This window comes from Mucilaginibacter koreensis, assembly GCF_054783355.1.
The window spans coordinates 3,339,894-3,355,347 of record NZ_BAAGQS010000001.1; the positions used below are offsets into that span (position 1 = coordinate 3,339,894).

The window sequence follows — 15,454 nt, forward strand, 5'->3', positions numbered from 1 at the left end:
TGCTCACTTTTTATCTTAATACAGTAATTGAACCCGACAGAACAGCGCTACTATTTCTGAAGTTAATTATATAATAATATACGCCTGTTGGTACCTGGCTGCCATTTTTGGTACCATCCCAAGGCTGGCGGTAGCCGATAGATTGATGTACCGCTTCGCCGTAGCGGTTGTATATAGTCATGTTGCAATCATTATAGGCCAGTAAACCCGGAATGTTCCATACATCGTTTACCCCATCTCCGTTAGGCGTAAATGTGTTGGGGATCACAATCTCGGCAATGCGCTGTGTATTGATGTGTACCATAATGGTATTGGTATTCACACTTGGGGTAATTACACATTTACCGGTTGCGGTGATGGTACAGCTTACTACATCTTTATCTGCCAAAGTACTGCTGGTAAACGTCGGGCTGTTGCCCCCGGTGCTGATACCGTTTACCTGCCAGTTGTAATATAACTGTGGCCCCGTTGCCGGGGTAATAGCAGCTGTAAAGGTAACAGGCACACCGGATAATACCGCGCCTGTTGTTGATGAACTGATAGATGCCGTTATTGAAATGTTGGGGTTTATTGTAACCGTTGCAGTATTGGAAACTGCCGATGCTACAGGCTTGCAACCATCATTATTGGTAACTATACATGTAACCACATCACCTGTTTTTAGCGTACTGCTGTTAAATGTAGCCTGGTTGCTTCCGGCATTAATGCCGTTTACACTCCACTGGTAAGTAGGTTTGGTGCCTGCATTTACCGGGTTTGCGGTAAACAGTAAGTTTTCGCCCTGGCATTTATCGTACGTAGTTGGAGTGATAGTTAGTGATGGGGTAATCAGCGGAACTACTGTAAATGTTCTGGATACCGGCTGTGCTTTTATATATAAAGGGCCTTCATCCTGATTGGCTGTAATAGTTACTGTTCCTGGCGCTAATATAGTAATCTGCCCTGTTGCAGAAACCGTGGCCACCGCAGGGTTGCTGCTGGTATAAGTAAGCGGAATTACGTCGCTGTTGCTGAGTGCATTGGCCGAAAAGCTAACATCGCAGGTTGACTTAGTTGCAATAGCAGGAAAATCAATTACCTGAAATAGTTTGAAGGTATAAAACTGTGGTACAGGGGTTGCCGGTAAATAGTTATCATTACCTTTTTGATAGGCTGTAATGGTGGTATAGCCTATATCAATTACATATACATTACCGTCATTGCCTACATAGGCAACATCCGGGTTGCTGCTGGTGTACGTAATAGGCGTTTCATTGTTGGTACTGGTGGCGTCGGTTTGAAGCGCGCCATTCAAATCCATAGTAGCGGTAGTCGGGGGCGGAAAGTTGATGATGGATGGTTGAAGTGCGGCATTTACCTTGATATTAACAATGGCTGAACTACTGCCAAACGAGTTATATGCCGTTACGGTATAATTTGTAGCAGGCGATGCAACTGTGGGCGTACCACTGATAATTCCGGTTGCTGGATCAAATACCAGCCCTGCCGGTAGCGGTTTATCTATGGTATACTTACTTCCTGATACTTTTTCAACTGACTGGTTGTAAGTAGTGGCGTTCAGCATATAAACATTTCCGTTATTATCGGTTTCTAAATCTACAGCATCGCCGGGTGTGTTAGATGCTGATTTAGTTAACGTACCAGTTGAAATATCATATTTATATAATAAAAATTGTCCATTTGCAGCAAAATATAAACTACCATCATTGGCGGCAGTCAGCGCTGTGTAAGTTCCAAAGTTTGGTAGGTTGATGCTGAAAGAACTAATTTGCCCGGTAGCTACATCAACCTGATAAATTTTAGTTGATGCAGGTTCGGTATAATACAATGTTGTTCCTGCCGCATTTACTGCAATACCCGGAATAAAACTAAATGAATGTAAATTAATAGTTGTGATTTGCCCATTTGGCGTAATTTTTTCAATTCCCTGCTTTTGTAGTGCATATACGTTACCAGCGGCATCAGTAGTTACGTTAAGGTAATTATTGCCACTGCCTATATTTACAGCCGAACCTGTAGCAATATCTATTTTCCATAGGTTGGACGTAAGGTAATCCACTCCATATAAATATTTACCTGCCCGGTCTACAGCCAATTTATAAGGATATGAAACGGAAATATTTAAAGAAGATCTACTACCGTTTGGTGCAATTATTTCGATAGCCTTTTTTGTAGAACTGTTAATATAAACATTACCCGAGGCATCTGTGGCAATGGCGGTGGAGTAGTTCAAATTATTAATCAATGTGGTTAAAGAGGTAGTTGCTGTGGGTAAGCCACCGGTATTAACAGGTACTAACTGTACTATAGCCTGGTTAACTGAGTACACATTAGGAGTTGGATAGCTGATTTTAGGCGGACTTGCAGCTAACGGATCTTTTACTTCGAGGCTAAACGTAGTTATACTGTTACCGGAAGCATTATAGGCTGTAATGGTATAGGTGGCGGCAGCAGAACCGGTTGTAGGCGTACCACTAATTTGCCCGGTTTCGGTATCAAATACCAGTCCGGCTGGCAGAGGCTTGTCAATGCTATATTTAAGATTACTTATTTTTTCAATTTGTGGAATGTTATTATCAGCATCCAGCAGATAAATATTTCCACTGTTATCCAACGCTAAATTTATTCCCCTTAATGGTACAAAGTTGTTAGCGAAAGGGCCTGTTCCCTTAGTTTTGCCATATCGGGTAGCTAACAAAGTTGTTTTGCTTAAGGTTAGCGCATCAAACTTCTCTACAGATGCATCAGTATTAATGCCATAAAGATTGCCTTCATCATCAGTACATATAGATGCATACATTTGGTAAAGCGGAGTGCTAACCGCTATGGTGGTTACAACATGGGTAAGCGTATTAAGTTGGAATACCTCATTGGTTATCGCATTCGTCCAATACACCAATGTGCCAGCAGCATTTACAGCAAGGTGTGCACCACCATAGTATTTAAAGGCAGGAGAAATAGTGGTTTTGTTACTACCATCGGGCAACAGCTTTACAATGCCTGTTTGCTGAATTAAATAAATATTACCACTGGCATCTACGGCTATATCGTTCGAGGTTTCACTCGAAAATTTACTTGCGGTGCCCGTCATTAAATCAGTTTTCCAGATGCTCAGATCAAGGTAGTCAATAGAGTATAAATACTTTCCTCCTCTATCAACCGCCATAGCATAAGGATGCAAAACGCCAACCTTTATAGTAGATGTACTGCCATCTACTTTATGTACTTCAATTGTATTACTAAAGGGGTCTGCAACATAAATGTTCCCTGCACCGTCTACGGTAAATACATGCGTATACATGTTAAAGGTTAAGGCTATTACTGTACTTGCACTGGTACCAGTTACAGCTCCGCCGCTATTAACGGGTAGCACAGGATTTATGCTTTGATTAATGGTATAAACCTGCGGAGAAGGATAAGAAATATTGGGTGCCTGTGCTGCGGCCAGTTGGAAAGAAAAAACAGCGCACAGCCAAAACAACAGCTTAAATAAGGTTCGGGTAATCACAATTATGCTCAGGATAAGGGATGGTTGAAATCCTGATGCAAAATAATTGAATTAAATGAAATAATCCATCCAATCCTTTTAAAAAGCTGGTTTAACGAATAGGCCCCGGTTTTGGCCGGGGCTTATTTATATTATACAGTGGCTTGTTCCTGGTAGCCGGAGGCTTTTTCTTTTACCTTATCAGCAATATCATTAAAGTATTTCTCGCCGGTGGTTTTCAGTTTGTCCATATATTCCGGTGCTTTATCCTTCAGGTCGTCAATTAATGCACGGCCGTTTTCATCTTTTTTGGTTAGGTACTTTACGCCATAGGCTACTGCGGCGCCAATGGCCACGTATTTTAATAAACTCATAGTAGTAGTGTTTTGATGTTAATTATACAAAGTGTTACAAGTATGGTGCCAGTAAATGCTGTTACAGGGATATGACTATATAAGTATTTAATTGTTACACAGCTTTATAGCGCCTTTTTATTGCTGCCCCCCCCCAAACGATATACTGTAACAGCTTAATATAATTTAAAGCTGCATAGGGTTAGTTTTCGAATATGCTTATCTTACCCTCCATTAAACAGATGCACCCAGGCTGAAAATATATGAACCTGTATTGTAATATTCGGGCAGCAGGTGCATCTAACAGGTGTTTATAATTCACTACATATAGCAAACCTATGGCTATAAATTTGCAAAAAGGACAGCGTATTGATATCGGCTTGTCCAAAATCAGCGTCGGCCTGGGCTGGAACCCCAATGAGGGCACCGGCTACGCTTTTGACCTTGATGCCTCGGCATTTATGATTAATGCCGACAGGCTTATTCCCAAAGAGGAATTCTTTGTATTCTATGGTAATACCGACTCGCCTGATGGTGCTCTGCACCACTCGGGCGACGACCCCACTGGCGGCAACAGCGATGGCGGCGATGATGAAACCATTACGGTTGATTTAAGCAAGGTAGATGACCGCATTACTGAAATTCTGTTTGTAGTTACCATTCATGAAGCCATATTGCGCCGCCAAAACTACGGTCAGGTGCGCGATTCGTACATCCGCCTGGTGGATGAAAGCAATGGGCAGGAGATTGCTAAGTATGAACTGGGCGAAGATTTTTCCATTGAAACCGGCGTAGAGTTTGGCCGCCTGTACAAACGCAACGGGCAGTGGAAATTTGAAGCTTCGGGCGTGGGTTACCGCGAGGATCTGGCCTTCTTTTTAAGTAAATATTTTAAAGGGGAGATCATTAAGTAAATGTCGGCCTACTATCATTATTCATTTGATCTCTGGTTGACGCTGATTCGCTCTAACCCGGCGTTTAAGCAGCAGCGGGTGGCTTACTTTCTTCAGCATTATAACTATGCACGCAAAAGCATCGAAGAGATTGCGGCCATCTTCAGGCAGGTAGATATAATGGTGAATGCCATTAACGAAAAAACCGGCAAAAATGTAGATTCGGATGAAATGTATCTGATGGTACTGAGCATCATGAATGATTATCAATTGCCCATGCATGAGGTAGATATGGTGCAGATAGGTGCAGACATGGATGCACTGTTTTTTAATTATATGCCGGTAATCTATTGCGCTCAAACCAGGGATGTGCTTAGCCAATTAAAGCAGCAGGAAGATTGTACGCTAAGCCTGCTCAGTAATACCGGCTTCATCAGGGGCGAAATACTGAGGCAGGTATTGCAGCAATTAGATATTGCGCCTTACTTAAATTTTCAATTGTATTCGGATGAAGTCGGCCTGTCGAAACCTAACCCCAAATTTTTTGAGATGCTGCTGCAGGGGGCAGCGCAGTGCAATAAAAAAGCCTTGCCTGCGAATATAATCCATGTAGGTGATAATAAAAATGCAGATATTGAGGGCGCATTGAAGGCTGGCATACAAAGCCGGCTCATCAATTCCAATAACCAATGTATCACTTGTTTGCTTAGCTAATGGCCGCTACCTACTCATTACACAAAATATATAGCCCTGCAGAATTTGGATTTAGCCCGGGTTTGTACAGCCGTTTTAAATTTGGCGATGGTGTGGCAGCGCAGCATTTTGGCGAAACCCTGGCTGATGGTTTTATTGAATACCTAAAATCAAACCCCATCTGTGAGCAGTTGGTGGTAATCTCCAGCCCCTACTCGTTTATCCCCACGGCTACCTTTGCCATGAAAGACCATTTTGTTTACCGGTTGAACCATTATCTGGCCGAGAATGGTTTGCCTACGGTACAGGAAACCAAAGTACACCGTACCATTACCTACAAAGAAGATTACGGTGAATTAAACGCCGAGGAACGCATGCGCCTCATCGGTAATGATTCTTTTCATATTGATAAAGCTTTTTTAGAGGGCAAAACCCTGCTGTTTCTGGACGATATTAAAATTACAGGCAGCCATGAGCGCATGATCCGTAAAATGGCTGCCGAATATGGTTTGAACAATACCATGTACATGCTGTATTTCGCCGAGCTGGCCGATTCAAATATCCACCCCAATATTGAGAATACACTGAACTATTATGAGGTAAAATCCATCTTTGACCTCGATCGTATCATTAATGGTCAGGATTTTCGTATCAATACCCGGCTGGTGAAGTATATTCTCAATTATGAGCACGGCAGCTTCAGATTATTCATTCAGGATCAAACCGATGCCTTCATCCGGCAGTTATATCATATGGCTATAGGTAACGGCTATCATTTAATGGAAAGTTACGAGGCCAATTTAATTTATATCAAGAACCACTTATTTACCAATCAAAAAATAACATCACATGGCAATTAACTTGCAAAAAGGCCAGCGCGAAGCTATTAACGCACCCAAGTTCGTTATCGGCCTGGGCTGGGATACCAACAGTTCGGTAACGGGCGCAGCATTCGATCTGGATGCTTCTGTATTTATTATGGGCGATAACAAAAAAATACTGGCCGATGAATATTTTGTGTTTTACAATAACGCTAAATCACCAGATGGCGCGGTAGAACATACCGGCGATAACCTAACCGGCGCCGGTGATGGCGACGATGAGCAGATTAAGGTAGACTTATCAAAGATTGACCCGCGCGCTACCGAGATCTGCATTGTGGTAACTATTCATGAAGCTGAGAGCCGCCGCCAGAACTTTGGGCAGGTGCGTAACTCTTTTGTGCGCATTTTTGATGCAGGTACCAATGCCGAATTATTAAAATACGAGCTGGAAGAAGATTTTTCTATTGAGACTGCAGTCGAGTTCGGCCGTATTTACAAACGCAACAACGAGTGGAAATTTGAAGCTGTAGGTGCCGGCATGAAGGGCGGCCTGCAAGATTATTTAAACAAATACAACTAAACCGATATGGCAATCAATCTGCAAAAAGGGCAGCGCATTAACCTGCAAAAAAGTAATGGTACCTCGCTGCAAAATGTATGTGTAGGCATTAACTGGGGTGCTATTGAGCACAAAGGCTTATTCGGCATCGGCTCACGCAAAGAGGCCGTTGACCTGGATGGCAGTTGCGCCTTGTTCGATGCCAATAAAAAGCTGGAAGAAGTGGTGTACTTCGGCCACCTAAAATCAAAAAACGGCGCGGTAAAGCACAGCGGAGATGATTTAACTGGTGATATGGGTGGTGATGATGGCCAGGATAACGAGGTAATTACTTTAGATTTTTCCATGCTGAGCCCTTCTACCGAGTATGTAGCCTTTGTGCTGAACAGTTTCCGTGGGCACGATTTTGGCAAAATTCCTTTTGCCTCCATCCGTATCTATGAAGGTACACCAAAACGCGTAAACGAAGTATTTGCCAAGTATGACATTGCTCACGGTGCCGGTTTTGCGGGCCACGTATCTATGGTGATGGGCGTTTTCTATAAAAAGAACGGCGAATGGAAATTCAATGCCATTGGCGAGCCGACCAGAGACCGCGACCTGAAGCAAACCGTACAAACGGTAGCGCAACAGTATTTATAATTGTATTACCTATTTGCCGGGTGTGTAATTGATTTATATCCGGTAATTCTTAAAACACAATCACAATGGATACCCCAACCATAGAAATGCCCGAAATGCCGGCTGGTGATAACCTGCCCTCTGGCAACCCCTCACAGCTAAAGTTGGATAAAGACGGCAATGTAAATATGGCTTTGATTAAGCCGGAAGATGAAGCCAAATATGCCCAGCTAAGCAAAGACCTCAAACCAGGCAATGCCGATGCGGTGTTGAATTATGGCGTAGAGGTACAAAACTCCATGGAGAAGTACAGCAACCAGTTTTTGAGCTCGGTGCGTACTTACAACTCCGGCGAAGTAGGCGGCCTGATTACCGACTTGCTGACCGAACTGAACTATATTGATGTAGATGAATTGAACCCGAAAGGCTTGAAAGGCTTTTTGATGAAAATCCCTTTTCTGCGTGGCGTAGTGCTTGATGTAGAAAAACTGTTTGCCAAATATGATTTAGTGGTGAATAACATCGACAAGATCACCAATAAAATAAAAGCCGGCCGTTTGAACTCTATTAAAGATAACAGCTCGCTGCAAACCATGTTCGATAGCAATGTGCAGTATATTAAGCAAATGGAGGAGCTGATTATTGCCGGACAGTTAAAATTCAACGAACTCAGCATACAGCTGGCCGCCATGGAAGGCCGTCCGCAGGATTACAACGACTACGAGATTGCCGACATGCGCGATTTTGTGAACCGCCTGGATAAGCGCCTGGCCGATATGAAGGTGGTGCGCTTCATCATGATGCAATCTTTAGCGCAAATACGCGTGGTACAGAACAACAATACCTCTATAGCCGAAAAAGCACAGTCTATTATTTCTACCACCATACCGGTTTGGAAGAACCAGCTCACTATTGCCGTGGCGCTTAACCGTCAGAAGGCCAATGTGGAGATGCAGAAAAAGGTATCGGACGCTACCAACACCATTTTGCAAAAAAATGCCGATTTGCTGAAGCAGAACAGTATTGATGTAGCCCGTGAAAATGAGAAAACTGTAGTTTCTATTGATACGCTGAAACGCACCACACAATCATTAATTGAAACATTGAGCGAGGTGAAACGCATTCACGAAGAAGGTACGCAAAACCGCAAAGTACTAAACGGCGAGCTACAGAAATTAGAAACCGAGCTGCGCAAAAATGTAACGAATGTTGGCTAATTTTGCCGAATGGATGAAACCCGTACGGCGATATTAAATGACTCGAGGCGAATCATCAGCAAGCTGCAACTGCTTGCTGTATTTTTCGGCGATGAGATCATTTATAAAATATATCTGCGTAGTCAGATCATTCACCAGTTGTTTGAGAATAACCCCGAACTGGATATCAATAAGCTGGAGCTGTTCCACCTGCAGTTTACCCAAACGCTGGTAGAACTGCTCCGCAAAATAAAGCGCAACAATGAGCAAAGCATTAGCCTGCTGCTGGAAGAGATGCAGATCAATAAAGATTTGATAGACCAGTTGCAGAGCTCAGGCCTTAGCCGTCAAACATTCCAATTGGAGCAGCAACGGCAGGCGCTGAAGGTGAATAACTCGCTGCGCAAGTTGTACGAGGCATTGTCTAATGACTCGGCCGAGTACCCTTTCGCAAAAAACATTAACGGTTTCAGCGCACGTTTTGCGGCCGATTTTTATCGCGAGGTGCCGCCCGAGGCGATGGTGGAATGGATGAAGTATGCGCCTAACGAGATTTACCAGAATGCCTATGCCGTTATTCAGCGCAAACTGATGGGTACGTTGTGTAAATACGAATTCCGGACTTCATTTTATGAGGGGGTACGTTATGGCGATACTGTTGCCGAAATTTATCAGCTGAGTGGTACCGACCGCTTCTTCATTTTCTTTTTAGCACAGGGCCTGTTCTTGTTTTTTGATATTGATAAACTCAATAATTTAGAAAACAACAGCGGGGCTTCACAAAAGGAAAACTTGATTCAGGAACTGAACAATAAAAACACTCAGCTGCAAAACAGTATTAATTTGGTGAAATCAACCTTAAGTCCTGAAATTAAACAACTGCTGATTGAGAACCATAAAAAATTAAATGACATGAACTTTCTGCAAAGTATTGCCGATGTGGATGCACAGGCAAACATCCTGAAAGCAATGCTGAACACAGATATCATCTAAACCAAATCTTAATATTACCTTTACCTGTATGGATTTTGTACACCAACTTTTAGGCTCAGATATTAAAGCCGCCCTGCTGATTATCCTTAACCTTATTGTAATTGAAAGCTTGCTTTCGGTAGATAATGCCGCAGTGCTGGCCACCATGGTGATGGATTTGCCGCAAAAAGAACGCAGCCGTGCTTTGCGCTATGGCATCATTGGCGCTTATGTATTGCGTGGCGCCTGTTTGCTGCTGGCTTCGTTTTTAGTAAAAGTGTGGTGGCTGAAACCTTTGGGTGGTTTATACCTCATTTACCTGGCTTTTGATTATTTTAAAGGCAAGGCCAATGAGGGCGAAGAAGAGGAATCAGTAGATAAGGGCGGCAACTGGCTGTACAAATCAACCGTAGGTTTGGTAGGTAATTTTTGGGCTACTGTAGCTTTGGTTGAGGTAATGGATTTGGCATTTTCTATTGATAACGTATTTGCCGCCGTGGCCTTTACTGATCATATCTTTTTAATTTATACCGGGGTATTTATCGGTATACTGGCCATGCGTTTTGTAGCTCAGGCCTTTGTTAAATTGCTGGAGAAGTTCAGTTTTTTGGAAACTGTTGCCTTTGTTGTGATTGGCTTATTGGGTACTAAATTGGCCGCTTCTTTATACACTCATTTTTATCCGGGTACGCCTATTGCTGAAGCCCTGGAAGGCGAAAAGGCTGATATCTTCGTATCAGTATTTACTGTAGCCATATTTGTACTGCCGGTGCTGAGTTCATTGTTATTCAACTTTCCGAGAAAACGTGCAGTAGTAGCCGAGAGGGCTGAGGACGTTTTAGATAAAAGTTAACCTGCACTAATTACTTCTGATGAACAAATTAATTGCCTCTTGGGGTGGCATTGGCTATATTAAAGGCGGTGGTACCATTGCTGCCGCTGTTACCTGCCTGCTGGTGTATCCGTTGTGGCAAACAGGTGCAGGCCAAAACCCTTGGATATTTTTGCTCATTACCATCGTTGTTACTTTAATTGGTATTTACGTAGGTAACCAGGTAGAGCCAGACTGGGGTAAAGACAGTTACCGGGTAGTGATTGATGAGGTAGCAGGTATGCTGGTTACCCTGCTTTTTTTACCTCAGCGGCTGGATTTGATGATAGCCGCTTTTATCCTCTTCCGCTTTTTTGATATGGTAAAGCCCCTCGGCATCCGCAAAATGGAAAATCTGCCTGCTGGTACCGGTGTAATGATGGACGATGTATTGGCGGGCGTATATGGCAACATTCTGCTGCAAATTGCGGTAGTACTGTTCAAACTGCGCTAATTCTTACGAAGCAGTGGCTACTTCTGCGGTTGCAACAGACCATTCATAGATTTCATCCCCTAAATAATTTTGAAAAGCCGGTACTAAGGTATCATCAGGCGCTGCTTTTAAAACTTATGTAACAGGCAGGCTGAATTACTTCAACTGGCTTATATTATCAAAAAAGGCTACCTGTAAATCCAGCAGCGATTTTATTTTAATTTGCTCGCCATAGGCATCAAAGCAGGTAAAACGGCTTTTGGCTGGTTCATCATTTTTTGCCTTTTCCAAAAAATTGAACGTCTCGAAAAAATAATGATTGGTGGTCACATTATTTTTTTTATTTAAATCTGATGAATTTAACTGAAACCCGATGGCATCCATCCAATGATGCACTTTTGAGTGTAAAGAAATGCCTGTATTGTTCATGAGTTAAAGTTTTCATATCTCAACGAAATTTTTATAAACATTGTTTATAACTTTTTGCAAAAAGCTGTAAAACAAAAATTTTGAGTTTGAGTTAACGGCTGGCTCTATCGGTGCCGATGGCACTTTTATGCCTTAAACGTCCTGAAACCAAATGCAGGATATACCGTATAGAGTACCACAGACTAATATTTGTGACCTATATGAGAAGATCTATTTACCTATTTTTTATAAGCCTGCTGGCTTTAACTTTAAGCATTTCTGCCTGTAAAAAGAAAGGCGATCCGGGTCCGCAGGGCGAGAAGGGTGAAACCGGCGCCACTGGTGCTACAGGTGCAACCGGGCCCGCAGGACCTCAGGGTGCAACAGGCCCGGCCGGGCCAACAGGAGCTGCTGGTGCTGCAGGGGCAGCCGGAGCGCCGGGTGCAAAAGGCGATAAGGGAGATACAGGTGCCACCGGGGCTACAGGTGCAACGGGTGCAACCGGAGCTACAGGTGCCACAGGCGCTGCAGGGAAAGACGGCAAAGACGGTACTAATAACGTAGCTACTTACCTGTTGTCGGGTAAAACGGTAACCTTAACCGGTTATACTACTTTAGCCATTCCGGCCATTACCCAGGATATTGTAGATAATGGTGTGGTACTGGTGTATTTCAAGGTAAGCGGCGGCACCTCGTGGTATGCCCTGCCTTACAACGAGGCAGACCGTACTTTAACCTTATCCAGTTATGGCGTGGGTTATATCAACTTGAAATCTAATTTTACCGAATCGGGGCTTGATTTTAAAGTGGTAGTGATGAGTGGTACCACTGCTGTAAAATTACAGGCCGCGCATCCGGGTATAAATTTACAAAGTGCTGCCCAGATGGCACAATACTTAAGCATAAATTAAAAAAGCAGTATAATAGTTAATGAAGGAGCCGGCAATTGCCGGCTTTTTTTGTTATAGTGTAACAATAGTATGATTATTAGGGTATTAACTAAACAAATTGAACTTTTGTAGTCCGATAATGTATTACTGAAATATTATATAGTTCTGCAAAGTTTATGATGAAGCGATTTTTACTTTTCCTTTCCCTGGTTTGCCTTTCGGCAATCACTTACGCACAAAAAGGGCGGCCGGTATTAGGTACTGTGGTTGACAGTACCAAACAAACCCTGCCTGGCAGTACCATTGTACTTACCTCAGAGGCTGGCGACAGTGTAGCCACGGCTGCCAATGGCGACGGCCGCTTTATTTTCCCGGCGGTAAAAGGTACCAAACTGGTGCTGCTTATCCGTTCATTTGGTTACCAAACGGTACGCAAGCGTTTTAATGCGGCTAATGATGGTAAAGCTTCAGAGCTGGGCAATATTGTGTTGCAAGCCGAGTCAAAACAATTAAATACAGTTACCATTACGGCCAAAGCTACGCCCATTGTAGTTAAAGAGGACACGGTACAATACAATGCCAGTGCCTATAAAGTGCGGGAAGGTGCCCCGGTAGAAGACTTGCTGAAGAAGCTACCCGGAGTAGATGTGGATGCCAATGGCAACGTATCTGCACAAGGCCAAAGCATTACTAAGGTGCGTGTAAATGGTAAAGATGTGTTTGGTGGCGATGTGCAAACCATTACCAAAAACTTGCCGGCCGACATTGTAGAGAACATGCAAATTGTAGATGACTATGGTGACCAGGCTAATTTAACCGGTATACGTACCGGCGAACCCAATAAAATATTGAATATTACCATCCGTAAGGATAAAAATAAAGGCTATTTCGGTCAGTTGACTGCAGGTGATGGTTATGATGGCCAACCTGCTCCTGCCGATAACAACAACCGTTATTTGGTGAATGGAAGCTTGTTTACCTTTAAAGGCGATCAGCAAATTGCGGTATTGGGCAGTTTAAACAATACCAACGCCAATACTTTTTCGTTCGGGCAGGCCGGTGGCGGCTTTGGCGGCGGCGGGCGGGGTGCAGGTGGTAACTTTGGCAATGGCGGCGGCGGTGGCGGCGGTCGTGGTAACGCAGCACGTGGTGGTGGCGGCAACTTTAACAGTGGTTTGGCTACTACCCAAGATGGTATTAACCGTGCCGGCTCTATCGGTACAAACTTCAGAGACCAATGGGGTAAGTGGACTGTTTACGGTAGCTACAGCTTTGCTGATAATTCATCTTATACGAATAGTTACTCGGTGCAAACATTGTTGAGCCAAACTAACCCGGGCGTGAATAACCAAGCCAGCATTAGTAATGATAACTCTATCAATCATCGCTTAACCTGGAATATGGAATGGCGGCCTGATACACTGAATTATTTAAAAATTACACCCACATTTAGTTATTCAAAGTCCATAACCACTTCGTTTGACTCGGTTAATAATACCCGGCTGGATACAGCTTCAATGTTATACAATACGCAGCTGCGTTATTTTTCTAATACTTATGCCAACTCCAATTCACCAAGTGTAGGGTTAACAGCTTTGTATAACCACCGCTTTGCTAAACGAGGTCGTAATTTCAGCTTAAATTTAACAGGTAATACAGGGGGCAGCGAACAGTCGCAACAAGCCCGGTATACTTATTTGGTTAACTCTTTAAGTGTGCCTCCTAACCTATTGGTGTATAACAGTAGCCGCACCAGCAGTGTAGGTGGTAACTTATCTTACAGCGAGCCTATTGCTAAAACCACATATCTGGAACTAAATTATGCGTATAACCATTCGTATACGTCAACTAATAAAGAATCATACTCATTGGGCTTAGATAATCAGTATCCGTTTTTGGTTAACAATTTGAGTAACGATTATCATTATACCTTTACTACCAACCGTATTGGCTTAAATTTGCGGGGCATTCAAACTAAATACAATTATGTGTTAGGGGTGGGCGTGTTGCCCGCTACGCTGGATGGTTACTCAGCTACAGCAGCAGCGGCTGGTGTAGGTCGCATTCGTACTACTACCGTTAACTTTGCGCCAACTGCACGCTTTGTTTATAATTTTGCCCGAAGCAATTCATTAAGCTTTAATTATGATGGTACCAGTAATCAGCCATCATTTTCTCAATTGCAGCCGGTGGTTGATTTTTCTAATGCCCAGTTCCCGGTACAGGGTAATCCTAACTTAAAGCCTTCTTATACCAATAATGTGTCTATCCGGTATAACAAGTTCAGCATTCAAACCGGCAACGTGTTCTTCAGTAATATTTCATTTAGTCAAACCAACAATCAGGTAGTATCTACCTTAGTTAACTTTCCACGTGCTTTTAGTTCAGCCGTATTGGCTAACAACCCGGATTTGGCCAGATACCAGAATACCCGTTTAACACAGTATACAAATGCTGATGGGTACTATACAGCCCGTGGCTTTGTTACCTATGCCAAACCCTGGATGGAGAGAAGGTACACTTTGTATCTTACCGGTAGTGCCTCTTATACCAATAACGTAGCCTTTATTACCGATGTGGATGCTAATAATAATTATAATCAACAACGTAACGTAGCCAAAACATTCAATGTTACCCCGGGTGCCAGTTTCAGAACTGATATTACAGATGTGATTGATACCCGCGTATTTGCTAATTATAATATTTACAACGTAAACAACAGCATTGAATCATTAAACTCCATTGGTAATCATACCCGTACATTAGCTTTTGGTGTGAACGGCAAAAATTATTTATGGAAGAACTGGACTGTAAGCTATGACTTTACCCGTAACGTAAATTATGGCTATGGCGATGCACTTGTAGTGCCTAATCCTAACATTTTAAATGCTTATGTAGAACGTCGTTTTTTGAAAAACAATATTGCTACTATACGGGCATCAGCATTCGATATTTTTAATCAAAATAAAGGGGTATCATTTACGCCGGGTTCTACCTCGAACACCTTTCAGGTGGTTAACCGTTTGAGCCGTTATTACCTGTTAACTTTTACCCTGCGCCTGCAAAAGTTTGCCGGCCGCTCGCCAATGCAACAAGGAGGCGAGCGCAGAAGAGGCCCGGGCGGTGATCGTGGCGGCTTTGGCGGCCCTGGTGGCGGAGGCCCTCCGGGAGGTGGCGGTTTCGGTGGCCCTAATGAATAAGCAGCAATGCTGCAACAAAAAAGCCTTAGCTATTATAGCTAAGGCTTTTTTGTT

The 15,454-nt window shown here is 43.3% G+C and carries 14 protein-coding genes; 11 read left to right on the forward strand and 3 right to left on the reverse strand.

The window, feature by feature from the left end:
• Positions 1-10 precede the first annotated feature (10 nt).
• Both ACYVNW_RS14930 and ACYVNW_RS14935 read right to left on the reverse strand, forming a co-directional pair.
• Positions 11-3,508, reverse strand: coding sequence for a T9SS type B sorting domain-containing protein (locus ACYVNW_RS14930; protein WP_460680673.1), 3,498 nt, complete (start codon positions 3,506-3,508; stop codon positions 11-13).
• Positions 3,509-3,639: 131 nt separating this feature from the next.
• Positions 3,640-3,861 carry a YtxH domain-containing protein gene (locus ACYVNW_RS14935; RefSeq protein WP_460680674.1) on the reverse strand — a complete coding sequence of 74 codons (222 nt, stop codon included), beginning with the start codon at positions 3,859-3,861 and terminating at the stop codon, positions 3,640-3,642.
• Between the two features lie 317 nt (positions 3,862-4,178).
• Here ACYVNW_RS14935 and ACYVNW_RS14940 point away from each other — a divergent pair, with 317 nt between their 5' ends.
• The 9 genes from ACYVNW_RS14940 to ACYVNW_RS14980 all read left to right on the forward strand — a co-directional run bounded on the left by ACYVNW_RS14940 (position 4,179) and on the right by ACYVNW_RS14980 (position 10,923).
• The gene (locus ACYVNW_RS14940) at positions 4,179-4,754 is read left to right on the forward strand and encodes a TerD family protein (RefSeq protein ID WP_460680675.1); all 576 of its coding nucleotides are present in this window, start codon (positions 4,179-4,181) and stop codon (positions 4,752-4,754) included.
• Positions 4,755-5,447 (forward strand): HAD family hydrolase, encoded by a 693-nt coding sequence (locus ACYVNW_RS14945; RefSeq protein WP_460680676.1) that lies wholly within the window; start codon positions 4,755-4,757, stop codon positions 5,445-5,447. It begins immediately after the preceding gene.
• The gene (locus ACYVNW_RS14950; RefSeq protein ID WP_460680677.1) at positions 5,447-6,286 is read left to right on the forward strand and encodes a phosphoribosyltransferase family protein; all 840 of its coding nucleotides are present in this window, start codon (positions 5,447-5,449) and stop codon (positions 6,284-6,286) included. Before ACYVNW_RS14945 ends, ACYVNW_RS14950 begins: the two co-directional genes overlap by 1 nt.
• A complete protein-coding gene (locus tag ACYVNW_RS14955; RefSeq protein ID WP_460680678.1) occupies positions 6,276-6,830 on the forward strand; it encodes a TerD family protein in 555 nt (184 codons plus the stop codon). Before ACYVNW_RS14950 ends, ACYVNW_RS14955 begins: the two co-directional genes overlap by 11 nt.
• A gap of 6 nt (positions 6,831-6,836) precedes the next feature.
• Positions 6,837-7,451: a TerD family protein gene (locus ACYVNW_RS14960; protein ID WP_460680679.1), complete on the forward strand. Its 615-nt coding sequence runs from the start codon at positions 6,837-6,839 to the stop codon at positions 7,449-7,451.
• A 65-nt stretch (positions 7,452-7,516) separates the two neighbouring features.
• A complete protein-coding gene (locus ACYVNW_RS14965) occupies positions 7,517-8,647 on the forward strand; it encodes a toxic anion resistance protein (protein ID WP_460680680.1) in 1,131 nt (376 codons plus the stop codon).
• Between the two features lie 9 nt (positions 8,648-8,656).
• Positions 8,657-9,619: a hypothetical protein gene (locus ACYVNW_RS14970; protein WP_460680681.1), complete on the forward strand. Its 963-nt coding sequence runs from the start codon at positions 8,657-8,659 to the stop codon at positions 9,617-9,619.
• A 28-nt stretch (positions 9,620-9,647) separates the two neighbouring features.
• Complete coding sequence (locus ACYVNW_RS14975; RefSeq protein WP_460680682.1) at positions 9,648-10,451, forward strand: TerC family protein; 804 nt, start codon at positions 9,648-9,650, stop codon at positions 10,449-10,451.
• 19 nt (positions 10,452-10,470) lie between these two features.
• Positions 10,471-10,923 (forward strand): phosphatidylglycerophosphatase A family protein, encoded by a 453-nt coding sequence (locus tag ACYVNW_RS14980; protein ID WP_460680683.1) that lies wholly within the window; start codon positions 10,471-10,473, stop codon positions 10,921-10,923.
• A 135-nt stretch (positions 10,924-11,058) separates the two neighbouring features.
• On the opposite strand, the gene ACYVNW_RS14985 is transcribed toward ACYVNW_RS14980, so the two are convergent.
• Positions 11,059-11,331: a hypothetical protein gene (locus tag ACYVNW_RS14985; protein ID WP_460680684.1), complete on the reverse strand. Its 273-nt coding sequence runs from the start codon at positions 11,329-11,331 to the stop codon at positions 11,059-11,061.
• 200 nt (positions 11,332-11,531) lie between these two features.
• Here ACYVNW_RS14985 and ACYVNW_RS14990 point away from each other — a divergent pair, with 200 nt between their 5' ends.
• Both ACYVNW_RS14990 and ACYVNW_RS14995 read left to right on the forward strand, forming a co-directional pair.
• Complete coding sequence (locus tag ACYVNW_RS14990; protein WP_460680685.1) at positions 11,532-12,221, forward strand: hypothetical protein; 690 nt, start codon at positions 11,532-11,534, stop codon at positions 12,219-12,221.
• A 155-nt stretch (positions 12,222-12,376) separates the two neighbouring features.
• Positions 12,377-15,400 (forward strand): outer membrane beta-barrel protein, encoded by a 3,024-nt coding sequence (locus tag ACYVNW_RS14995; protein ID WP_460680686.1) that lies wholly within the window; start codon positions 12,377-12,379, stop codon positions 15,398-15,400.
• The last annotated feature ends 54 nt before the right edge of the window (positions 15,401-15,454 follow it).